Annotated in this window: 22 protein-coding genes and 1 pseudogene; 16 read left to right on the forward strand and 7 right to left on the reverse strand. The window is 34.7% G+C overall.

All coding sequences use genetic code 11. From position 1 onward, the window contains the following. Positions 1-203 precede the first annotated feature (203 nt). The 3 genes from F6K15_RS07365 (at position 204) to F6K15_RS07375 (ending at position 1646) form a co-directional block, all read left to right on the forward strand. Positions 204-470, forward strand: a complete 267-nt coding sequence (locus F6K15_RS07365; protein WP_293059042.1) for a transcriptional regulator — start codon at positions 204-206, stop codon at positions 468-470. Continuing rightward, on the forward strand, positions 442-585 hold the full coding sequence (locus F6K15_RS07370; RefSeq protein ID WP_293059045.1) for a hypothetical protein: 144 nt from the start codon (positions 442-444) through the stop codon (positions 583-585). The genes F6K15_RS07365 and F6K15_RS07370 overlap by 29 nt, the downstream gene beginning before the upstream one ends. Positions 586-1364: 779 nt before the next feature. Beyond that, positions 1365-1646: a hypothetical protein gene (locus F6K15_RS07375; RefSeq protein ID WP_293059048.1), complete on the forward strand. Its 282-nt coding sequence runs from the start codon at positions 1365-1367 to the stop codon at positions 1644-1646. A 111-nt stretch (positions 1647-1757) separates the two neighbouring features. Here the strand turns inward: F6K15_RS07375 and F6K15_RS07380 are convergent, their stop codons facing one another. Next, positions 1758-4316, reverse strand: a complete 2559-nt coding sequence (locus F6K15_RS07380) for a type II CAAX prenyl endopeptidase Rce1 family protein (RefSeq protein WP_293059051.1) — start codon at positions 4314-4316, stop codon at positions 1758-1760. 23 nt (positions 4317-4339) lie between these two features. On the opposite strand from F6K15_RS07380, the gene F6K15_RS07385 reads away from it, so the two are divergent. The 3 genes from F6K15_RS07385 to F6K15_RS07395 all read left to right on the forward strand — a co-directional run bounded on the left by F6K15_RS07385 (position 4340) and on the right by F6K15_RS07395 (position 5495). Further along, a complete protein-coding gene (locus F6K15_RS07385; RefSeq protein WP_293059053.1) occupies positions 4340-4465 on the forward strand; it encodes a hypothetical protein in 126 nt (41 codons plus the stop codon). A gap of 259 nt (positions 4466-4724) precedes the next feature. Next, positions 4725-4880 (forward strand): hypothetical protein, encoded by a 156-nt coding sequence (locus F6K15_RS07390; RefSeq protein ID WP_293059056.1) that lies wholly within the window; start codon positions 4725-4727, stop codon positions 4878-4880. Positions 4881-5192: 312 nt separating this feature from the next. Beyond that, a complete protein-coding gene (locus F6K15_RS07395; RefSeq protein WP_293059059.1) occupies positions 5193-5495 on the forward strand; it encodes a hypothetical protein in 303 nt (100 codons plus the stop codon). Positions 5496-5509: 14 nt separating this feature from the next. Here the strand turns inward: F6K15_RS07395 and F6K15_RS07400 are convergent, their stop codons facing one another. From F6K15_RS07400 to F6K15_RS07415, 4 genes are all read right to left on the reverse strand, one after another. Beyond that, positions 5510-5680, reverse strand: a complete 171-nt coding sequence (locus F6K15_RS07400; RefSeq protein WP_293059062.1) for a hypothetical protein — start codon at positions 5678-5680, stop codon at positions 5510-5512. Beyond that, on the reverse strand, positions 5634-5948 hold the full coding sequence (locus F6K15_RS07405) for a hypothetical protein (RefSeq protein WP_293059065.1): 315 nt from the start codon (positions 5946-5948) through the stop codon (positions 5634-5636). Before F6K15_RS07405 ends, F6K15_RS07400 begins: the two co-directional genes overlap by 47 nt. After that, complete coding sequence (locus F6K15_RS07410) at positions 5938-6201, reverse strand: hypothetical protein (RefSeq protein ID WP_293059068.1); 264 nt, start codon at positions 6199-6201, stop codon at positions 5938-5940. The genes F6K15_RS07405 and F6K15_RS07410 overlap by 11 nt, the downstream gene beginning before the upstream one ends. Positions 6202-6296: 95 nt before the next feature. Beyond that, positions 6297-8315, reverse strand: a complete 2019-nt coding sequence (locus F6K15_RS07415) for a HEAT repeat domain-containing protein (protein ID WP_293059071.1) — start codon at positions 8313-8315, stop codon at positions 6297-6299. A gap of 1014 nt (positions 8316-9329) precedes the next feature. Between F6K15_RS07415 and F6K15_RS07420 the strand changes: the two are divergent. Both F6K15_RS07420 and F6K15_RS07425 read left to right on the forward strand, forming a co-directional pair. Continuing rightward, positions 9330-10013, forward strand: a pseudogene (locus F6K15_RS07420) (Uma2 family endonuclease). A gap of 444 nt (positions 10014-10457) precedes the next feature. Then, positions 10458-11636, forward strand: coding sequence for an LptF/LptG family permease (locus F6K15_RS07425; protein ID WP_293059074.1), 1179 nt, complete (start codon positions 10458-10460; stop codon positions 11634-11636). Between the two features lie 385 nt (positions 11637-12021). Here F6K15_RS07425 and F6K15_RS07430 read toward each other — a convergent pair whose 3' ends face one another. After that, positions 12022-12396, reverse strand: coding sequence for a hypothetical protein (locus F6K15_RS07430; RefSeq protein ID WP_293059124.1), 375 nt, complete (start codon positions 12394-12396; stop codon positions 12022-12024). 208 nt (positions 12397-12604) lie between these two features. Between F6K15_RS07430 and F6K15_RS07435 the strand changes: the two genes are divergently transcribed. The 4 genes from F6K15_RS07435 (at position 12605) to F6K15_RS07450 (ending at position 15560) form a co-directional block, all read left to right on the forward strand. Beyond that, a complete protein-coding gene (locus F6K15_RS07435) occupies positions 12605-12817 on the forward strand; it encodes a hypothetical protein (RefSeq protein WP_293059127.1) in 213 nt (70 codons plus the stop codon). 137 nt (positions 12818-12954) lie between these two features. Further along, entirely contained in the window at positions 12955-13167 is a 213-nt protein-coding gene (locus tag F6K15_RS07440; protein ID WP_375341049.1) for a hypothetical protein, read from the forward strand. A 186-nt stretch (positions 13168-13353) separates the two neighbouring features. Further along, positions 13354-13629: a hypothetical protein gene (locus tag F6K15_RS07445; protein ID WP_293059415.1), complete on the forward strand. Its 276-nt coding sequence runs from the start codon at positions 13354-13356 to the stop codon at positions 13627-13629. A gap of 125 nt (positions 13630-13754) precedes the next feature. Then, positions 13755-15560, forward strand: a complete 1806-nt coding sequence (locus tag F6K15_RS07450; RefSeq protein WP_293059130.1) for a hypothetical protein — start codon at positions 13755-13757, stop codon at positions 15558-15560. Between the two features lie 714 nt (positions 15561-16274). Here F6K15_RS07450 and F6K15_RS07455 read toward each other — a convergent pair. After that, the gene (locus tag F6K15_RS07455) at positions 16275-17408 is read right to left on the reverse strand and encodes a hypothetical protein (RefSeq protein ID WP_293059133.1); all 1134 of its coding nucleotides are present in this window, start codon (positions 17406-17408) and stop codon (positions 16275-16277) included. A 565-nt stretch (positions 17409-17973) separates the two neighbouring features. Here F6K15_RS07455 and pgl point away from each other — a divergent pair. The 4 genes from pgl to F6K15_RS07475 all read left to right on the forward strand — a co-directional run bounded on the left by pgl (position 17974) and on the right by F6K15_RS07475 (position 22419). Next, positions 17974-18681, forward strand: a complete 708-nt coding sequence (gene pgl, locus F6K15_RS07460) for a 6-phosphogluconolactonase (RefSeq protein ID WP_293059136.1) — start codon at positions 17974-17976, stop codon at positions 18679-18681. Positions 18682-19133: 452 nt separating this feature from the next. Continuing rightward, positions 19134-19940 (forward strand): FHA domain-containing protein, encoded by an 807-nt coding sequence (locus F6K15_RS07465; protein ID WP_293059139.1) that lies wholly within the window; start codon positions 19134-19136, stop codon positions 19938-19940. Between the two features lie 1416 nt (positions 19941-21356). Next, the gene (locus F6K15_RS07470) at positions 21357-22253 is read left to right on the forward strand and encodes a PRC-barrel domain-containing protein (protein WP_293059142.1); all 897 of its coding nucleotides are present in this window, start codon (positions 21357-21359) and stop codon (positions 22251-22253) included. Next, positions 22231-22419: a hypothetical protein gene (locus F6K15_RS07475; RefSeq protein WP_293059145.1), complete on the forward strand. Its 189-nt coding sequence runs from the start codon at positions 22231-22233 to the stop codon at positions 22417-22419. Before F6K15_RS07470 ends, F6K15_RS07475 begins: the two co-directional genes overlap by 23 nt. Positions 22420-22427: the final 8 nt, after the last annotated feature.

Below are 22427 nucleotides of genomic sequence, written 5' to 3' on the forward strand. Positions count from 1 at the left end.
TATTAACCAAGGGCGAAGGATATTTTCTATCAAGAATAGACGATTTTGATGATAATTGCTTTTGTCAAAACTTATTTATATAATTGAGCAATAAAATAAATCATTATTATTGCTTTTTTTCTTACTTCTTTCTTTCCTAAACTATTTATAAGACTCTTTTTTATAAAATTATATATAATGAAAAATAATCAGGAAAATACACAATGAAAATTGATATTGATATAATGACTCGCTATTTACATAGAATGCGAAATCAACCAGGATGGGCTTCTTTAAACGAAGTCGCGACATCTATGAATATGGATAGAGCTACATCTAGACGCTACACGAAAACAGCAGAAGAATGGGAATTAATTGAGCGTCAACATTTAGAAAATCAGCCTACTCAAATTCAAGCAACTCAGAAATTAATAAAATTAGAACCTGGAGAAGTCCGAAAAATTGTACAGGCAAATTGCCAAGATTTTTAGTTTTCTGGAAGAAGGAAGAAGGAAGAAGAAAGAAGGAAGAAGGAAGAAGGAAGAAGGAAGAAGAAAGAAAGTGTTTAGTTATCTGGGAGAGAAGGAAAAATCTGGTTTTGTATGAGTTTTATAGAGGTTTTCAAATAGATAGACTACAGTGGTCAAAGGATTCTTTTACTGCCTACTGTCTATTTCCTACTTCCTAACTTCAAATAATTTTGTAGTCTACTTAAATAAAAAGCGCTGTAAGCTTTTGATATTTCCTAACAGTAATTTTGCTTCGGCAAACTATAAATTGTTTAAGGCTATATTACGACCGATAGGAAAGCAATCTAAAATCCTAGTTTTTCCTACCTCATGCTTCAACAATTAATAATTAATAATTAATAATTAACAATTACCGAAAAATTGTGGGTATGCGCCGACCCTTTTAAGGGGATAAAAAAAGAACATATTCCACATTTGAAGCCTCCTTATTGCAGAGGTACTGATAACTGTTAACGCAGTTCCTCCGACAGGAGGCTAACTGATAACGCAGTTCCTCCGGAGGAGGCTAACTGATAACTGAAATTACCTCTGCTTGAAAAGAATCATAATTTGCTAAAGATTTAGCAGAGGCAGGATATAAATCAAGAGAGGATATAGTGAATTTAGTACGAGAAGTGAGACAGGAAATTTCACAAGAACGTCACTAACGTTATTAAATTTGATAATACTTTGAAATTCAAAAAATGACTGTTTCTCCTAGTCGTATATTTTTTGATACTAATGTTTATATTATTGGTTTCGCTGCTCCAGAAAGTAATTAGTTTAGATGTCTTCAATGGGCTAGTTTAGGCATGAAACAATCTTCATTAATTGAAGTTGTAATTTCAGCAAATATTGCTTGAATAAATTTTGCGAGTGGCGAAACTTCTGCGAAATAAAGATTGGGGTGGAGAAATAGTCGATAAAATTTGGCAAGATTTTCAAGTTTTTTATGTTCTAGTGGATGAAGATGAACTAGAAATAATTGAAAATTCAGGTAATATTCCTAGAGAGGATGCAGGAGTTTATTTAACTGCTAAAACAGGTAAATCTCAATGTTTTGTGTCGGCAAACTATAAATTAGTTAAGGCTATTGTAGAAGAAACTGGAGAGTTTGAGTGTCTAACTCCTGAAGCTTTTGTTAATAAGTATGTTTAATATCATGTTCTGTAGAACAGTTATAATCATGCTCGTAGTTGGACTTTAGTCCTAATATAAATGTTGTCAGAGGCTCAAGCCCTACCACTACAAACCATGTACTTTATAATATTAGTTATTCCCATACAACTTTTCTTTACCACCTAACGAATATTGCCAAATTACAACTACTGCCCAATGAATAATTACCATAACCCACAAACAACCAGTTAATTGATAAGCTACTGTACATACTAATCCTAAAATTCCTGTCAATTTCAAAAAAATCGGTTTCATAAAAGTTGGGTTTCCCTGGGGATGAAAAGTTAGAGCATTAATTGGATGATAAATAATAAACAAAAATAAACTTAATGCTGCCCAAAAACACCAAATAATAGTTGAAACCTTCTCGGTGGGATGAGGCAATAAGAAAACTCGAAATATTAACTCTTCCACAAAAGCTGGAGTAAAAAACGCCACTACCAAACCCTGAAATAATTCTTTGAGGTTGCCAAAACCTCGACTTACTCGTAAAAATCTAGAATTAAAGCCTAACGGTAAAGCGATCGCTCCATAAACCAATAACGTCATCCCAACAACAAACCAATCTTGACCTTTCATCAGACGAGAAGCAGATATCAAACGCTCAATCAATTTTGAAATTAGAGGAAACTGCCCAAACGCAACAGTCGGTGCCACTGGTTCAATATCTGGGTCATATCCTCCCACCTGGTTAGTGCGGAGAAACCATAATTCTGCACCACTTTCTAGGAAAATAGTGCTAACTTCATCGTGAGCGCGACGAGGCATCATCGATCGCCAACTCAAAATACTGTTAACAATACTAATCTCATTCACAAACCCATTTCTCGCATTTATCCCTGCCAAATATTCAGCATTTTTCTGCCAGTCTGGGCGCACAACACCCCTCGGAACTAAAGCCTTTTCCAGTTTTTTCCCCAAAGACACAAGTTGTTGAAACCTTAATGTTTGCGGGTCGTCGGGATGAGATGTTAGCCAGGTTTGAATTTCTGGTGTAGAATAAAATTTATTCTCAATACTTCTAATGGCAATAAAAAGTGCTTGACTAGAATCTTGAACACAAGAAGTTGCCGGACTCACTCTTGCTACCCCCGTTCCATCCCCCGTGCGGTAACGAGCTGTCATTATTTGTAACTGATACATTAATTCCCGCAAGGGTGAGAGGATGACACCACCAAAATCATAATCTTTAAGTGCGTCTAATTTGACAACTATATCCGAGACTGGGCGAGTACCTAACCATCCTTTTTCCAAATTTCCCATATAATTTTCCCAACTATGGGTACCGGAAATTATGCCGTTGGAGTTTTGGGCGTAAATTTGTTGGTATTTGATGTCAAATTGTAATTCGTTGGTAAAAGTATCTCGCACTACTTGAGCTAAACCGTAAGAAAAATGTCCGGTAACTGTTCCTACGAATACGGGTTCGCTTTTTTCTCCACCAATACCTCCGAATAGATGAATGACTAAAGCATAATCTCCTTCTTTTAGAAGAGAGTGGGGAGTAGGTAGGGACGTTGCATGCAACGTCCGTACAGAGTGGGGAGGAGAAAGTTTATCCACTTTACTTCCTTCTTCCTCAATAACTAATACACTTTGAATACTACCTTTACGACTTTCAGTATTTTGCCAATTTTGGCGGCCTATATATTTGATACCTGCTGTTTTTCCCTGGATAGTTTGTTCCGGTTGTAATTGAAAGAGCGATCGCGGCTTTATTGCTTGAACTGTAAATATTCCTTCTCTGTCTTTTGCTCCATAAATATACCAACCTGCTTTCCCTGCTGGAGAGTCTGTTATTCCTTGGGGTGTTGATTGAAATAAGTTATTAGGTAGGAGTGGTTGTTGAGGAATGCGGATAATTTCTGTTGCACCGTCGAATTTTTGGGTAGTGGGGTTGTAGTGACGTACTTGGAAAAGTTCGCTGGTGCATGGTTGGTTTCCAGGACAATTTTCTGGAGTGGCGTTTGTGGTTGCCGTGCCCAGGATATCAACTAATGCGTAATAACGTCCGGTAATTTGCATGGGTTCCAGAATAGTTTCCAGAATAGGGGAACCTCCTTCGTTGGTTGTAATTTTGACATTTTCCAGACCAACTATCATATCGTCGTTAGGTCTAGCTCCGGCGAGAGATGTTAACGGACCGACTTTAGTTAAACCATTGAGGCGAGTAGGTAAGACGCTGCCATTGTTACTCCTGTTTTTAGCTGCTTGAGAAAATTGAATATCTTTCGTAACAGTTTCGACAAATGTTTGTGTTAATGGTTGTTGACTCCATTGCAAAGGCAGTATTTCCCCCTCTAAATTTTTAGCTGTTTCTGGAGCGTTATAGATTTCTATCCATACCCAGTCTTGTTGGTTACTTGGTGGTGGGGTGTCAGGTTTTGGCAGAATGAGTCGCCCTACCCAGGTTGCAGTTGGGCGGTAGAGTTGGTTGTTAATAGTTTGTTGGAGTGGGTAATAACTGGGTTGGTTGAATGGTATTTGACTGGTAATGTCGTACTTTGATGGTTTTTTTGTTTGGGCGAAGGTGGGGGAAAGTAAGCAGAAGGTGAGGGAAATTAGAAAAACTATAACGATCCAGTTTCGGGTTAGGGAGAGGTAAGACTTTGAGGGTTTGTTAAAAATAATAGTAGGCCAATTAATCATTATTTTGAAATACTGCGACTATTATGATGTTAATTGATCTAAATACTTGTGTAGTAATTATGGGCAATAATATTAGACATCTCCAGAAAAGAGGCAACAGGCAACAGGCAACAGGCAACAGGGATAGAGAATTGATAATTTATGGATAAGAATTGATTTGATTTTTGATTATTGGAGATGTCTATTAGACAGAGGCTAAAATGCTTACTATAATTCTTAGGACTTACGCAATACAACGTCTTTTCGTCATTGCGACTGATAGGGAAGCAATCTCAAATCCTAGTTTTTCGTACCTCATGCGTCAGTCCTGATTCTTACTTTTGACTTTTGACTTTTGACTTTTAAATTCCGTTGACTTACTTTTGATTTTTGACTTTTGAATTATTAATTTGAATTCCGTGAAACGGTATGACAAGATTTATCCATGACCAATTCGCTAAAGATTATTTAGAAGAATTATTATCCCAACTAGGAGAATGTCAAATTCCTCTAGAAATTCGCAGTGAAGTTAGACAAGTAGATGTATTTTTTGTACCATCAACTCAACCAAAAACTTCACCATAAGCATTAGGTTTATTAGGAAAATTAGCTACAACAATTTGTTTATTTGAACCCTTTAGAAATCCTGTAACAATTGATGAAATTCGGAGTTGTTTACTTAAATTATTAGAGGTAAATACAGATTTTATCCGTCGAGCAAATCGGGAAAATACCCGTCTGAATGAAAATAATTATCCGAAATTATGGATATTAACACCTACGGCATCAAAGACAATATTAGAGGGTTTTGGTACTAAAAGTGATGATGAAAATTGGAGTCCAGGAATTTATTTATTACCTGAATATTTCAGAACAGGATTAGTAGTAATTCATCAATTGCCAAAGACATTAGACACTTTATGGTTAAGAATTTTGGGCAGAGGTAGAGTACAGCAAGAGGCAATTGACGAATTAGAAGCATTGCCACCAGATAATCAATTTCGGTTAAATGCTTTGTTGTCATTATCATCTTTGCGTAGTAACTTAGAAGTAAGTTCAGAATTAGAAGAACAAGATAGGGAGTTAATTATGCGTTTATCACCACTATTATTAGAACAATTAGAAACTGCTAAACGAGTAGAGCGTACTGCGGTTATCGAAAATTTGTTGAGATTAAGGTTTAATTCTTTAGATGAATAACTCAGAGGAATTATTCAACCAATGTCGTCATTATCTCCAGAGGAATTTCTTCCTTTTAACTGTAAATCATTGGTTAAAAAAGCCTCAAATTTTGATTGAATAGCAACAGCAATTTGTAAAGAATCAGTTAATGATAAATTATACTTTGCTCTTAATTTGCGCCGCCAACTTGCCGATGTCTTCATCAATGAGTATAAAGTTAATATTTTCTCCATAAACAATTAAATCAATAAAATCCTGAGCAAGTGCTATTAACCCTAATTTGTAAGGATGTACTAAACACTCAGACAAAGTGATTGTAGAAGTAACTCCCAAAAGTAAACCTTCATCTATTCCATCAAAAATAGCTTCAGTTAGTTGATAATAATTGGGGTGATTTTCTACATAGTAAATAATTGGCGCAGTATCTAAAAATAGTTGCCTAACCCCTTGAATGACATTATTAATTTTCATAATTATTGCGGATAATTTTTTCACGGTTTTCTGTGGCTTCTTGACGAGTTCGAGAAACCCATTCTTGAGCATCTTCTCCTACTAATGGATAAGTTGCTTTTCCTTGAATGTCACGCCATTTACGCCGAGTTTTAGGGGTTGAATCATCATTTATTTGAAGATTATTTGATAAATAACGCATTAATTGAAGTTTTTCTTCAATGTTTAACTCTTCTGATTTACTGATTAACTCATTTAATAATTCTTGAGACATAATGAATGATACCTCCTTTCAATTTTTAATCTAAATGTTAATCCATAAACTAACAATTTCACCCACTACCACTGTACCAATCTTAACTATAATAATCAACGAGTTTTTTTCACCTTAGATGAAGAATGCCAAGCTTGATAAAATTCTGGGTAGGGGAGAGTTTGGGCACAATTCCAGATTACTTTGTAGCATTCCTTGGAGCGATCGCTACTATCTCTGTCACCTTTTGCTGATAAGTAGCCTTTTAAGGATGTGACGACTTCTGCCATCTTCTCTTCTGCTAAGATTTTCCCTAAAGTTTCTGCTGCTTGCCTACGAATCTCTGCATCAGAAGTAGACCCCAAAAACTGCACTAAAGCATTAATCGCATATTCATTGCTGGGGTCAATTTGCCCTAAGCTTGATGCTGCTTGCATACAAGTCTGAGCGTCGGAGGTAGACTCCAACAATTGCACTAAAGCGTTAATCGCATTCTCATTACCTGTACCAATTTGCCCTAAGCTTGATGCTGCTTGCATACGAGTCTGAGCGTCGGAGGTAGACTTCAACAATTGCACTAAAGCATTAATCACATATTCATTACCTGTACCAATTTGCCCTAAGCTTGATGCTGCTTGCATACGAGTCTGAGCGTCGGAGGTAGACTCCAACAATTGCACTAAAGCATTAATCACATATTCATTGCTGGGGTCAATTTGACCTAAGCTTGATACTGCTTGCCTGCGAGTCTGAGCGTCAGAAGTAGACTCCAACAATTGCACCAAAGCATTAATCGCTTTCTCATTGCCCGTGCCAATTTGCCCTAAGCTTGATGCTGCTTGCCTGCGAATGTTATTAGAATCAGTAGACTCCAACAATTGTACTAAACCATTAATCGCTTTCTCGTTACCCATGCCAGCTTTCCCTAAGTTTTCTGCTATTAACAAGCGCATATGATCATCAGAAGCAGACCTCAACAATTGCAGGGAAATATCAATCAAACCCTCATAAGGACTCCAAAAAAATGCTGGACTAATTAATGCTGGATTAACTGCGGAGTAAGATTTTGATGACTTTTTCTGGAGATATTTATTGACATTTTGGGTACTTAGTAAAACAGCCTGAGTTTCTGTTTTAATTTCATTATTACCCCAATCAACTACTTTCTTGACTATTTGATCACTTTGGCTGCATTTGCGAAATTCAGCAATTCCATCAGCAGCAAGAAAATAAGCCATATTTTCATAAAAACCTCTATCTACTGTCCTTATCAAAAAGTTGCGACACCCATCCTTAAAGTTAGTTAAAGCTATAATAAATCCCTCTTTCTCTTCCTTCTTAATATCCTCTCGCCCCAACCACAACAAAATCACCTGCTTCCACTGCGGCTCAAAAATTCGGTAACGTTTACCCTTCACAGGTTTATTTTTGTGGGTGCGAGGCAAGAAAAAATCCCAATCATCGATCGCCAAAGCAGCAAAATATTCCTCAAACGTGAGATGAAAAAAAGCATACACTTTTTCAGTGGGCGACTCTACTGCCACCCCCACATTATTCAGCCAGCCAATTTGCAACGCCAGATAAAACAGAGAATTTTCATCATCAGCATTTCCCAATATCTTCTCAATAAAATCTTTGCGCAACGGGGAGCGATCGCCACTAGAATCAATATCCTCTTTCGCCAACCTACCCAACGCCAAATTTAATTCCCGTCGCTTACTTTTCTCAATTGGAAAGCGATCGCTCTTCGAGCAATAAAACTGTTCCACCAACTGACCATACAATTTCGCCTTCGTCTGCTGCTGAAAATTTAGGATTTTTTCTATTTCTTCTGAAACCTCATTGATTTTAGGATGAGGATTAGCTTTTGTTGCTGCTGCTAATTCCTCCATTGTCTGAGCTACATCAGGATTAGTTGCTGCCCCCAGCATTTCCAAAATGGCCTGACAATAATCCAAAGGTTGCTCGGAAACTTGTTCAATAGCCGTCACAGTATCGGGAGATTCTTGTTTCAAATATTTCATCAACTTAGCACTTTTATCCCAGACCACCTGCCCAATATTTTCTCCTGTTTTTTCCAAAGCTTTTGTCCCCAATACAGCAGCTAGCGCCATTACAATAGTAATAGGTTCCATAATTTTCAGCTTCCTAAAATTAGACTCAGATTAAGTTAATTACTTAGATAATATTCTAAACTATTCCAATGTAGGTTGGGTAGAACGAAGTGTTAGCGGAGCTTATCCGTAGGATAAACCCAACAAAGTTTTATTATTATATTATGTCCGGATAATTAGTAATAAAAACACTTCTTTCTCCTGGTACATTACTTACCCTCCTGGGAGGAGTTAGGAGTGGGTTGACTCCTCCTTAATTATTTATAAATTTTCAACCGGACATGATATTAGACATCTCCAGATTTGATTTTTGGAGAGGTCTATTGTTGGGTTTCGTTCCTCAACCCAACCTACTAGATTCTGTTAATTACCTCACTTTTGAAGAAAGCGATCGCTCTAGAAAAGTTAAGGAAAATATCTGTAATTTTTTTTTTCGGTGAAGTATGCTAATGAAAGAGACTATACCATCATTAACTTTAATACCCAATCGATAATTTCCTACTCTAATCCGATAGTATTCTGCCTCACCTTTTAACTTTTTTATATTTCTAATTTTCGTTAGAGGATATCTGACAAAGTTGTTTAATACTGAATTTTGCCCCCCTAGCCCCCCATAATTGGGGGGAACAAGAATCCATTAGCTGGTAAAATTCCCCCAAAATTGGGGGATTTAGGGGGCTTTTTCTAAACTCAACATTCATAGCTTTTTCTTGAGAATTTTGAAGATTTGTTCCCGACTAACTATTTCAGTATTTTCACCTTCTTGAATAGTTTTTTCCATTAAAATATCTTCTAATAAATCTGCTAAAAATTCATAAAATCACTCTTGTTTTTCTTGCAGTAACTCCATAATTGCTACTTTCAACAATTCTTTCAATTTTGTTTCATATATAGTAATTTAAGCCATATTTTTTTTGATAATTATTTACAGTAATTATAACAATAATAGCAATTATAGCAGATTTAATGATAATATATAAGCAATTAATTTAACTAAAAGAAATTATGATCGCTCAACCCCAAGATTATCAAAAAATGACCCCTGAAGAGTACCTAGAATGGGAAGCTAAACAAGAATTTCGCCATGAATATATAGATGGAAAAATTTTACCTATGACAAGAGAAACTATTCCTTATAATGATATTGTTCTCAATTTATGTAGTACTTTATATCCCTCTGTTCATCAAAAAAGTTGTCGAATTAATCTGTTAGAGGTGAAAGTTAAGGATGGTAAAAATAGTCGTTATTTTTATCAAAATAATATGGGTCTAAAACCCCGCCTTTTAAGGCGTAATATTTTTGGAGAGTTGCTCAAATCCCCGTTACAAAAATAACTTCTGACTTCTGACTTCTGACTTCGTTAACCCGATCTAGTTATTACTTGCAATGCTGACGATTTAAAATCTCATGACTTTATCGAACATCCTACAGTAATTATTGAAATTCTTTCCCCCAGTACGGAAAAATATGATCGCGGCGATAAGTTTAAATATTATCGTCAAATTCCCAGTTTGCAAGAATATGTTTTAGTAGACTCAAAATCAATATCTGTATCAATATCTGTAGAAATTTATCAACGTAGCGAGGGAAAAATTTGGCATTATTCTGCATATACAGAAGGAGAGTCAATTACATTATCCAGTATTGAATTTACTTCTGCTATTGAAGTTTTATACGAAGGAGTTAACTTTGAAACTGATACTACCGAGCAACAATAGGTGGTGGTGCAGAATAATGCTAGATACAGTGTGGAGAGTGTGGGGACCCACCCCTAACCCCTCCCAGGAGGGGAAGAAATTAAAAAATATATATCTTCACTATTACGCGAGCAGGACAACCCAACAATAAACATGGTGCTGCATTATCATGGTAGTGCATTTTGACAACTTCTCAGCTTCAGCACTTTTATTCAGATTAAGTTAACCTTAAATAATATCCTAAAACACCTCTATTAATCGGGGCAAAATTAAAAAGCCAACCTAGTGCAGAATGGCGGAAATAACTGGTTACAAAATCCAAAAACAATTACAAATCAATACTTTTGAGGGCGTTAGCGGAGCTTGGCGCTAGCCAATGCCATTCGCCCCTACGACTTTTGACTTCTGCATAGCGACACTAGCTTTCAATTCTTAATTGTAGACTCGACCTTAAATCTGAACTATATGGAGCGCAGTATCTCAAAATCTTTATTCTTCCTACAAAGACTGGAACCCAAAATTTCAGTCATGGACCGCTACATCATTACAGAATTAATTGGGCCATTTCTCTTTGGTGTAGGATTATTTTCATCTATCGGGGTAACAGTAGGGGCAATGTTTGAGTTAGTCCGAAAAGTTACAGAATCTGGACTACCTATTTCTATTGCTCTTCAGGTATTTCTATTAAAAATGCCAGAATTTATTGGTTTGGCATTCCCGATGGCAATGGTGCTATCTACTCTCATGGTTTACAGTCAGATGTCTAGCAATAGTGAGATAGTTGCTCTCCGTAGTTGTGGCATTAGCGTCTATCGAATGGTGGTACCTGTGGTCATAGTCAGTCTGACGGTAACTGGTTTAACTTTTGCCCTAAATGAGGTAATTGTACCTAATGCTAATTATCAAGCATCTCTGACTTTAGAAAGAACTCTAGACCGAGAAGATCCTCCTTTTCGGGAAGAAAATATTTTCTATCCAGAATTTGGCAAAGTTGAGCGGCCAGACGGAAGCAAGGAAGATACCTTGACTCGTTTATTCTATGCCGAAAAGTTTGATGGTAAGTATATGAAGGGAGTAACTATTATAGATCGTTCCCAATATGGGGTTGACCAAATTGTGTCTTCTGAGTCAGCAACTTGGAATCCAGCAGAAAATATTTGGGACTTATTTAATGGGACTATTTATATTGTATCTCCAGATGGTTCCTACCGTAATATTGTTAAGTTTGACCATCAAGAATTAAAACTTTCTACGGCGCCTTTAGATTTAGCAGGTAAGAGACGTACTTATCAACAGATGAATATTCCTCAATCTTATGAATATTTGGAGTTAATGCGACTGAGTGGAAATCATCGGAAAATTGTTAAAACTCAGGTCAGAATTCAACAAAAATTTGCTGTACCTTTTGTGTGTTTGGTTCTGGGTTTAGTAGGAGCAGCTTTAGGAATTAGACCTCAAAGAAATGCCAATAGAGGTACTAGCTTTGGTATTAGTGTGATAATTATTTTCGGCTACTATTTACTTTCTTTTCTGACAGGAGCAATGGGGCAAAAAGAGGTTTTGACTCCTTTTTTGGCTGGATGGCTACCCAATTTTCTAGGTTTTGGAGTGGCTGTATTATTGTTAGTAAGAGCCTCTCGTTAATGAATTCAGAAGTCAGAATTCAGAAGTCAGAAGTTGTTTTTGTAACAGGAATTTCTTAAGTATGAATTCAGAACTTAGAAGTTCAATTATTACTTGATTTTTATTATTTTGCTCAAACCAGAAAAAAAAACAAAAAATTTAACTAATAACTGATTAAAAGGTAGGGTTTTAGACTAAACTATGTTGATAGTTAAAAGTAGGGTATGCAAATCTTGAGCAATTAAAGATTAAGGGTAATTCAAGTAACATTTACCTATCTTGTTATTCTTTGGTACGATTTTTTTTCATGTCATTTATTTATTGATAGAAGTAGCACTGAAAGACTCTGCTCTGAAGACTATGATTTATATGAAACTAGGTTAATCTAAAATATTGTAGCTTTTTGCTAAGACCTGCAAAATATAGGTGGGTCTGGTAATATGTGAAGATTCACTGCCCCTCCCCAAGAATTTAATTTTCCTTTATTACAACCACCTGTTACTCCTTTTGCTTCTAATGCTAAAGTATGGGTTCCTTTTGTAATAAAACCTAGATCCTTTTTTACAGATTTATAATTATCTATCTGATATTCTTCACGTCCTTTGAGTCTGTTATCAACATAGAAATAGATTATAATCGGACCACAATGACCAGGAGGGACGATATATTCAGCGTATAATATTCCATCTTCCTTTACTTCTATTTGTTCTTCGCGACGAGGTGTACAAAGTTGACCATTGCTTGTACATTCTATTCTTTTATTCCCTAATTCCTGAAGCAATTTTATCTCTTTAGTAGCATTTGATTGACTACAGTATTGACCAATTGCTGCTATTAATGCAGCTATTATTACTGCAGTATTATTTCTTCAAGATTTCATTAATGAAGTCAAAAGTAATAACTTACAATAAATTGGAAAAAATGATTCAGACTAAACAACGATTGGCAATCATATTATGTCTTATAACGTCGCTAATCTATAATCAAATATGACAAATCCTTTAATATCCAAATTAAGAATTAGTAGATTTTTATCGATTTTACATAAAAATTTGATAAATCGAAGCTGGATATTTTGGTTTGGTTTAAGTTTAGCTATTGTCTTAATTTATGGTTTTGAATCTCTAAAAGTATCCTTCCAAAGTGAATATTTTATCCAAGATGATGCACGACAACATATATTTTGGATGCGTCGTTTTTAGATGCAGAATTATTTCCTCAAGATTTCATTAATGAAGTCAAAAGTAATAACTTACAATAAATTGGAAAAAATGATTCAGACTAAACAACGATTGGCAATCATATTATGTCTTATAACGTCGCTAATCTATAATCAAATATGTCAAATCCTTTAATATCCAAATTAAGAATTAGTAGATTTTTATCGATTTTACATAAAAATTTGATAAATCGAAGCTGGATATTTTGGTTTGGTTTAAGTTTAGCTATTGTCTTAATTTATGGTTTTGAATCTCTCAAAGTATCCTTCCAAAGTGAATATTTTATCCAAGATGATGCACGACAACATATATTTTGGATGCGTCGTTTTTAGATGCAGAATTATTTCCTCAAGATTTCATTGCTGACTATTTTCAATCAGTAGCTCCATAATGAAGTTAAAAGTCAAAAGTCATGCATTCAAAAGTAATAACTTACAATAAATTAGAAAAATGATTCAGACTAAATAATGATTGGCAGTCATATCATTTCTGACAACATCGCTCATCTATAATCAAATATGACAAATCCTTTAATATCCAGATTAAGAATTAGTAGATTTTTATCAATATTACATAAAAATTTGATAAATCGAAGCTGGATATTCTGGTTTGGTTTAAGTTTAGCTATTGTCTTAATTTATGGTTTTGAATCTCTCAAAGTATCCTTCCAAAGTGAATATTTTATCCAAGATGATGCACGACAACATATATTTTGGATGCGTCGTTTTTTAGATGCAGAATTATTTCCTCAAGATTTCGTTGCTGACTATTTTCAATCAGTAGCTCCATCATGAAGTTAAAAGTCAAAAGTCATGTATTCAAAAGTAATAACTTACAATAAATTGGAAAAAATGATTCAGACTAAATAATGATTGGCAGTCATATCATTTCTGACAACATCGCTCATCTATAATCAAATATGACAAATCCTTTAATCTCCAAATTAAGAATTAGTAGATTTTTCTCAATCTTACATCAAAATTTGATAAATCGAAGCTGGATATTCTGGTTTGGTTTAAGTGTAGCTATTATCTTAATTTATGGTATTGAATCTCTCAAAATATCCTTCCAAAGTGAATATTTAATCCAAGATGATGCTCGACAACATATATTTTGGATGCGTCGTTTTTTAGATGCAGAATTATTCCCTCAAGATTTCATCGCTGACTATTTTCAATCAGTAGCTCCGTGGGGATATAAAACTTTTTATTTACTCATCACATCTTTCGGTATCGACCCCATTTTTTTAGGTAAATTATTACCAATATTTCTCGGATTAATTTCGACAATTTACTGTTTTGGAATAAGTTTACAAATTCTACCTATTCCTGCCGCAGGTTTTTTTAGTTCATTGATTTTCAATCAAACTTTATGGATGGAAGATGACTTAGTTTCTGCTACTCCCAGAGCATTTTTCTATCCACTTTTTTTAGCATTCTTATATTACTTACTCCGAAATTATTTCTTTCCCGTTTTAGTAGCGATCGCTATCCAAGCAGTTTTTTATCCTCACACTGTTTTACTATCAGTAACTATCTTAACTATCAGACTATTTTCCTACGATAAAAAACGGTTAAAATTTACCTCAGTCCGATTAAATTATTGGCTATGGTTAGGAGCAATCATAACTGCTGCAATTATACTTCTACCATACAAGTTTTCTGCTACAGAATTCGGGTCAATTATTACTGCTGCGGAAGCTAAATTACAACCAATTTTTAATTATGTTGATGGTAAATATGGCAGAGCATTCTTTTTTCACGAAAATCCTTTGATTTTTTGGCTAATAGGACCGAGGAGCGGCATATTATTTTTAGGATTTTTACCTCCACTAGCGATCGCCTCATTATTTTTACCTTTTATACTCGGAAAAAGTCAAAAATTTCCTCTGGCAAAACAGGTTTCTTTGAAAGTAGAAATATTAGTTCAAATTTTACTAGCATCTATGGGGTTATTTTTCCTAGCTCATGCTGTTTTGTTTCAGCTTCATTTTCCCAACAGATATATTTATCATAGTATGCGAGCAATGATACCAATAGCTGCTGGTATTGCTTTAACAATATGGTTGGATAGTTATTTGAATCAAGTTATTTCTCAGCTAGAAAATGGCTTAAATTTTCCACAAAGAATATATTTAGGCTGCACTATTTTATTATTAGCGATATTAAGTATTATTCCTTTCTCCCAAGACCTAACTATAGATAACCAATTCTACGTTAAAGGCAAAGAAATAGAATTATATGAATATTTACTCGCACAACCGAAAGATACATTAATTGCCTCCATATCTAAAGAATCAGATAATCTTCCTACTTTTGCCCAACGTTCTACCTTAGTCGCTCAGGAATATAGTTTGCCTTACCATACAGAATATTATGCTCAATTTAGTCAAAGAGCAAAAGATTTAATTCAGGCTCAATATACTTCTAACCCAGAAGAGGTTAATAATTTTATTCAGAAGTATGGAATAGATTTTTGGTTACTCGATCTAACAGCTTATAATCCTAGATATGTAGCCGATAAAGAACTAATTCGTCAGTATGATTTAGCAGAGACAATTATTTATCAACTAGAGCAAAATATGATTCCTGCCTTATCCGTTACAATTGAAAATTGTACTGTTTTAACAAGTAAGAGAATAGTATTATTACCAACATCATGTATTAAAAATGAATTGATTAAATTCACTCAAATTTCAGGAGAGGCAATTATTAATAATGAATAATGAATAATGAATAATGAATAATGAATAATTAGAGTTTGCTGATTAAATCTCAAAGCGTTGATGTATAAATGCTTTAGCATTTTTTAGTTAAAAAAAGTCCAAGCTTTTAGGTCGTAATGGTTCAAAAAAGAGCGTATTTTAGGCGCATAGTTGCGCAGAAAAATCAAGGGACTATTCTTCCTACTAACTCCTCTATAATTCCCATTTCTCCCCTCCTGGGAGGGGTTAGGGGTGGGTTTTCTCCTGTCTCCTGTCTCCTGTCTCCTGTCTCCTGTCTCCTGACTCCTGACTCCTACCCTCACCCATAAGACTTTTTCAGCAAACCCTAATTAATTATTCATTATTGAACAACATCATGTATTCAAAATGAGTTGATGAAACTTACTCAAATTAAGTAAGCAGTCAGCTATTAGCGATCTAATCTAAAAGCATTGACATATACAGACAAGTGCCTTTTTGGGGTAGAAAAAAGTGCCTGGTTTTCAGCTCTTTATGCTCAAAAAGGAGCGTATTTTAGGCCATAGTGGGGAAGAACAATCTTGGGACAATTCTTACTCTTACCTCCTCACTCCCAAGCCATTTCTCCCCTCCTGGGAGGGGTTAGGGGTGGGTTGTTTCCTGTCTCCTGTCTCCTGTCTCCTGTCTCCTGTCTCCTGTCTCCTGTCTCCTGTCTCCTGTCTCCTACCCCTACTAAAAGACTTTTGAGCGCAAACCCTAATTAAAAGGATTATCCCAACGTTCGCCATATCCACGATTTAAATTATTATTACTTCTAGAAAAAGGGTCATTTGAAGGATTTGATGGTACGTTTTGGTTTACCTGACTAGGATTAACTCCATAGTTATATTGCTGTTGCTGATTTTGCGGAGATCCTTGATTACTATAATAGTTAGGAACTCTTCCATTGTTAACTCCATTTATTCCATTTTGATTATTAGCTAAATTATTAGGCACTTTTGGCAATGGGGGTAAATTTGGATTAGTAGGTTGCCCTTGAAGAGAATAGTTATACCCTGATAAATTGCTTGGGTTATTGTTTTGATTTGCCGTACCCGATCTATCTGTATAATAAGGTTTTGGTTGATTAATATTTATCGGTGGTAAAGGTGAATTCAAATTATTGTTTTGTGGAGATTGATAACTGTTGGATGTTGAAATTCCAGGAAGAGGAGAAGGTCTAATATCTCTAGGTTTTATCTCAGTGGGAGAGAGGTTAAAATTATTTTTTTGAGACTGAGAATTTGAGGAAGTTTGAGATTGATTTTTAGAGCGCTGGTAATCATCCAAAGCATTCTGTAGGGGATTTGCAGGTTTTTCCTTTTTTTCTTCCTGATTGTTTTGGTCTAATACATTGAGACTGCGTAACAGAGGAGAGGTTAATAATTCAGAACTGTCTAATTGATTTTGATTAGGAATATTAGGAATTGTTGTTTTAGCTTGAGGGTTCGTTAAATTTGCTTGAGATTTTGTAGCTTTTTTTTGTGGAGCAGATTCATTTTTATTTTCTTCTTTTAGCTCATTTGGTAAATTTTTCAGAGGAACTACTAAGGGATTAAATTGAGACTTTTCAGAATCTTTTAAATCTTCTGTTAACACCGAAGAACTGTCAATATCGCTCATGATAGAAATTTCTTCAGGAGATAAATTTTCGGTGATAGTATTTTCACTTGTTACTGAATCATTATCATCTTCAAGGGCTAACCATTCTGGATGGACTGTTAATTCCCAAGCAAATAATAGCACTAAAGAAGCGACACCAATTGGCCCCCAAACCAAGGGTTTCGTCAGATGACGAAATCTGGCTCGAAAGTAGCGTATGGAATTAGGTAATTTTTTGGGATTAGACATAGGTTTTGTTTTTTTATTAATGGTTTTTTCTCTGGCATTAATCTCGTTATAACTAGAAAATTTTATTTATGAGACGTACACTAGAATTTTTTCAGATATTAGGAAATTTTTTAGGCCAATATAATATGTTGGAGCCAATAATAACTTTTGTTTATTGTCTAGTAATCGAACTAAAAATCTGGAAAAGGTTCATCAAGGGAGCAACATTAACCAAGTCATAAGTCAGAACTCAGAAGTTAGAAGTTATTTTTGTAACGGGGATTTGAGCTTCGCTCCAAAAATATTTCGCCTTCACAGGTAGGGTTTTAAACCTAATTATTTTGATAAACAGACATACTATAATTTATTGCTCAATAACTTTTTTCCCACTGTTAATTACTAAACTTCTACCACCTAAATTTTCTGATCGTAAATACCTTAAGCAAATACTAATATTATTTGAAGTAACGAGATAAACTGACTTCTAAATCAAAATCGCTGTAGCATGAATTTGATGCCCAAATTTATCAAAAAATTATTATATTTTTGGGTAAGTATATTTTAGCACAACACAAATAAACGTCAAATGAACAAACAGGTTAAATTACTACAAAGTAAAGAAGAGTTAATCGAGCAAGCTTTAGAAATTTGCTTGGCTAAAATGCAAGAGGCCATTTCACAACGAGGCCAATGTACTATAGCTTTAGCAGGTGGTAATACTCCAAAACCCCTTTATGAGTCCATAGCAACTCAAAATCTACCTTGGGATAAAATTCATGTCTTCTGGGGCGATGAACGCTATGTAGATCCTGACCACTCAGATAGTAACCAAAAAATGGCTAGGCAAGCTTGGTTAGACCGAGTGCCCATACCACCGACAAATATTCATCCTATGCCTACAGGAGCTGGAGACCCTGAAGCTGATGCCTCAAGCCATGATGCTCATTTGCGAGAATTTTTTCAGGTCTCACCAGGAGATTTTCCTAGTTTTGATTTGATTTTACTGGGAATGGGTGGTGATGCCCATACAGCTTCCTTATTTCCCCATACAGATGCTTTGCAAATCAGCGATCGCCTCATTACTGTAGGGAATAAAGATGGCCAACCGCGATTAACTTTTACAGCTCCACTAATTAATCAAGCTCATTGTGTCATATTTCTAGTTGCTGGTGCAGATAAACAAGCTGCATTGGATCGAGTATTTGCAGAAAATGAGGATGAAATGAAATATCCTAGTCGCCTGATTCAACCGAAAGGGGAACTACATTGGTTGCTAACTGGTGTTAATATTTGAGCAGTAATATAACCTCAAAAATATTTGTAAGAACAAAATTGTTGGATTTTAGATGAGGTAAACAACCACTATATTCGCCTTGAGGATTGTGGTAATCCTGTTCGGAGAATTAGTATTTTATTGAAGATGTAGGTTGTAGCTGTTAGGTGTTAGGCTGAGGGAAGGAAAGTAATAGAATACTTCATCTTTTTCTACTACAAACCTACTATCTAAAGCCTAATACTTAGTAATTGTTTTGATTATATAAATATCAAGAAATATAATTACTTGTCCCCAAAGAATATATTTTTGGTCAGCGAAGAAAAGACCTAAATTCCTTTGGTAAGAGCTAGGGGAGTAGTCAAATTAGCTATACTAATGAATTAGGATTACTATAGAATCTGAAAGTTAAATATAATTATGATTCTTATGTCGGTGTTTCGATCGTCTTGCCGATAACGAGGAGTAGATCAATGATTGTCTGTCCGAATTGCAATCATCAGAATCCTGATGGAGCAACACAATGCGAAGCTTGCTATACTCCCTTACCTGTAACTATGAATTGTCCTAGCTGTGGGTCAACAGTTCAAGTTGATGCGGCCTTTTGTGGTCAATGTGGCTTTGATTTGAAAGCTAGTACTGGTATAGAGGAAGGTCAAGTTTTATCTCAAACCGATCCAGCAGTGATGCCAACTATAGTATCACCAGTATCTGGTACGGATGCAGGTATGCCTTCAGAAGATATACCTGAATTATATTCACCAGATCCATTAGTGACTCCAGAACCTATAGTAGTGTCTGGTACACCAAATTTAGAAAAATCTAGCAACATTAATAATCCAGTTCCTACTGAGGAACCCCTACAAACTATTAATGCTATTAGTACTCCTGTAGTAACTTCTCCATCTCCTACGGTCGGAACTCCAATTCCGGCCAAGACCCAGTTACAAAAACAGTCTGCCAAGTTACTTCATATTAGAACAGATACAGATATTGAATTACCAGTTAATTTATCTGTAATTCACATAGGTAAGCCTAACGACCGAGTACCACCAGATATTGATGTTTCTGGATTTCCTGATTCAGAGGTAGTTTCTCGTAGTCATGCTGATATTAGAATAGAGGGAGATAGTTATTATATTGAGGATATAGGTAGTTCTAATGGTACTTATGTCAATAATACTTCTTTGGCAAGAGGAAATCGACATAAATTGAGACCAGGCGATCGGATATCTTTGGGCAAAGGAGACTTAGTTTCGTTCCTATTTCAAATTTCTTAGCTCAATTTTTAGATTTTAGGGTCATTAAAATCGTCAGCTTAAGGTCTTCCTAAATATAGGAAGACACGAAGCTAAGTAACTTAAAATTTTAATTATCAAAAATTGTTTAATATCTTCTATAAAGGTGTTCTACTAAAATATTCAATAGCAAAAGTAGTTAGGCTAAAACCGCTACATCCACTTCAGTATATGCTAGGCCAATTTTAGACTTTGGGAACTATACATATCATTAAAATTTGGCGTTATTTCAGATAATAATGTAGTTCTTTATATTTCGATAATTTGTCGTTATCATATTTAATTAAGACATAATCATTATAATTGGGAAATTATTAATTGATGTATCAATTTGTTATATAAGTTAATTAATAGATCTATCAAGTAGGTTAGTTGAGTAAGCTGCTCGAGCATGAATTTTACTTGCTCCAAAGCAAAAACTGATATGTTTATATTATAGTAGTTGAAGTCAAGGTGAGGACTGTCCAAAAGTTTAAAACTCAGACAAGTAAGACTTTTTCTTATTTATTCTTCCTTCTTCCTTCTCCTATACAAACAATTAGAAATATCTAGTATTAAACAAAAACAAAACTATAGGCAACTAAATGATTTAGACTAACTATATTTATATCTTGAATATCAACAAAAACAATTCTTTGGGAATCAAGAAATATGAATAGGTTTATGAATAAATTATCTGAAATTTTGTGATAAATCTTTCTAGCTAATTTTACTTAATTTATTATTATTTATTTGAGTAATAAATTCAGATTACAGCAGTTTCGGAGTTAGTGAGGTACAAAATTTTAGGACTTTAGGCAACAGCTCCGAAAGGCAACAGCTCCGAAAGGCAAAAGAGAATTAATAAACTGTACCTCACCCTTCCTAAAAAGTGCTGTAAGTTTTATTTACTAGCCAATAAAGTTTGGGAATCTTGCTTTTATTCCCTCGTACTATAGATACAAAAATACCTTGAAATGTTGAATATATTTTTAATCAAAAATTTAACTAATTCAGATAAGGTAGCTGTCAGATTGGCGACGTACAGAAATTATTTTTGTCAGGGGGATTTTGAGCAAAACTCCAAAAATATTTCGCCTTAAAATACAGAGTTTTAGACCCAATTATTTTGAGTAGTAATTTTCTTTGAGTAACATAAAATTTGTTTGATTTATGTTAGTTCTAATTTATAGCAAGAATGTCGTGCAAAGGGCTGTAATTTTATTGCTTCGATGTTTCACATTCCGTATTCCCTGTTGCTTAAAAGTATCGGATATATCACAACTCAAATAATATTACTATAGTAATTAATTGATATTTAATTTATATTTACGACCAAAAATAATGTGATTTATTTCTTAACTTCCTTCTTAAATTGTTCAATAAATTTATCAAAATTATGTTTTAGGAGTAAAATTTATGAATAAAATACCAGAAGTAATGAAACATAGTCAACTGTTGAAGAGGTTGGTCCTTGACAAAAAAACAGTTGAAGACCAGGGTCGAATAGAACAATTGTGCCTTAATACTCAATCTCATCAAGTCATAGGTTTTATATGTAAGTCTGGTATTTTTGGTAAGCAGAAAAAAGTTTTTGCTTGGAAACAAATTGAGACCATTGGCACTGATGCTACTCTAGTTAATGGAGACTCAGCACAAGAAAGTTTAGATAAATTCAATAATACTGTAAATATAATTGGAAATGAAGTATGGACTAATACAGGAGATAAGGTAGGCTTAATTGTAGAATACCTTCTCAACATTAAAACAGGTGCAGTAGTTAATTATTTGTTTAAATCTAATGGGTGGCGAGGTGTTTTGAATAATATTTATTTATTGCCACCAGAAGCAGTTTCCAGTGCAGGGAATAAACGGGTAATAGTAGTCAATAGTTTTATAGAAAATCCTCAATGTTATACTGAAGGAGTTACTCAAAAAATAGGTCTGGTTCAAGATTTTTTACAAGAAGATTTAGTGAAAACTAAAGAGCATATTAATATCGCAAAATGTGAAGCAAAAAAATTACTTGTAGGTTTTCAAGCAACTGCTAAAGTTGTGAAAGAACAAGCTCAAGAAAAAGCACAAGTTGTTACAGAGCAAGCTAAACAAAAAGTAGAGGAATTTCAAAGTAAATCTACAGAAAAAAAGTCCAGAAAAAGTAAGCAAACTGCAAATGATTTTTCTACCAAAATTCAAGAAGTGACAGCAGAAGCTAAAGAAAAAATTGATGGGGTAAAGTCACAATGGGGACAAAACTCTAATATTTCAAAAGATGATCGAGAAAAAAGTACAGATGATTTACAAATACACCCTTGAAGAAGGCAGAAGGCAGAAGGCAGAAGGCAGAAGGAAAAATTGCTTATGTATAGTTAACGACCGGACACTCTGTGTCTACAAACCCCAAATAATTTTCAGCACCCTCATTGACACTGTGGTTTATTCATCCCGCCACAGAAAAGATAATTTTAATATAGTCAAATAAATTATTAT

Origin of the sequence: Okeania sp. SIO2B3 (assembly GCF_010672525.1) — a bacterium.
Classification (GTDB): domain Bacteria; phylum Cyanobacteriota; class Cyanobacteriia; order Cyanobacteriales; family Microcoleaceae; genus Okeania.

Bases quoted from the DNA above. Each gene is read 5' to 3' on its own strand.
- F6K15_RS07365 (WP_293059042.1), top strand. From the start codon at position 204: ATGAAAATTGATATTGATATAATGACTCGCTATTTACATAGAATGCGA.
- F6K15_RS07380 (WP_293059051.1), bottom strand. From the start codon at position 4,316: ATGATTAATTGGCCTACTATTATTTTTAACAAACCCTCAAAGTCTTAC.
- F6K15_RS07385 (WP_293059053.1), top strand. From the start codon at position 4,340: ATGATGTTAATTGATCTAAATACTTGTGTAGTAATTATGGGCAATAAT.
- F6K15_RS07390 (WP_293059056.1), top strand. From the start codon at position 4,725: ATGACAAGATTTATCCATGACCAATTCGCTAAAGATTATTTAGAAGAA.
- F6K15_RS07400 (WP_293059062.1), bottom strand. From the start codon at position 5,680: ATGAAGACATCGGCAAGTTGGCGGCGCAAATTAAGAGCAAAGTATAAT.
- F6K15_RS07405 (WP_293059065.1), bottom strand. From the start codon at position 5,948: ATGAAAATTAATAATGTCATTCAAGGGGTTAGGCAACTATTTTTAGAT.
- F6K15_RS07410 (WP_293059068.1), bottom strand. From the start codon at position 6,201: ATGTCTCAAGAATTATTAAATGAGTTAATCAGTAAATCAGAAGAGTTA.
- F6K15_RS07415 (WP_293059071.1), bottom strand. From the start codon at position 8,315: ATGGAACCTATTACTATTGTAATGGCGCTAGCTGCTGTATTGGGGACA.
- F6K15_RS07425 (WP_293059074.1), top strand. From the start codon at position 10,458: ATGGAGCGCAGTATCTCAAAATCTTTATTCTTCCTACAAAGACTGGAA.
- F6K15_RS07435 (WP_293059127.1), top strand. From the start codon at position 12,605: ATGACAAATCCTTTAATATCCAAATTAAGAATTAGTAGATTTTTATCG.
- F6K15_RS07440 (WP_375341049.1), top strand. From the start codon at position 12,955: ATGTCAAATCCTTTAATATCCAAATTAAGAATTAGTAGATTTTTATCG.
- F6K15_RS07445 (WP_293059415.1), top strand. From the start codon at position 13,354: ATGACAAATCCTTTAATATCCAGATTAAGAATTAGTAGATTTTTATCA.
- F6K15_RS07450 (WP_293059130.1), top strand. From the start codon at position 13,755: ATGACAAATCCTTTAATCTCCAAATTAAGAATTAGTAGATTTTTCTCA.
- F6K15_RS07455 (WP_293059133.1), bottom strand. From the start codon at position 17,408: ATGTCTAATCCCAAAAAATTACCTAATTCCATACGCTACTTTCGAGCC.
- pgl (WP_293059136.1), top strand. From the start codon at position 17,974: ATGAACAAACAGGTTAAATTACTACAAAGTAAAGAAGAGTTAATCGAG.
- F6K15_RS07465 (WP_293059139.1), top strand. From the start codon at position 19,134: ATGATTGTCTGTCCGAATTGCAATCATCAGAATCCTGATGGAGCAACA.
- F6K15_RS07470 (WP_293059142.1), top strand. From the start codon at position 21,357: ATGAATAAAATACCAGAAGTAATGAAACATAGTCAACTGTTGAAGAGG.
- F6K15_RS07475 (WP_293059145.1), top strand. From the start codon at position 22,231: ATGATTTACAAATACACCCTTGAAGAAGGCAGAAGGCAGAAGGCAGAA.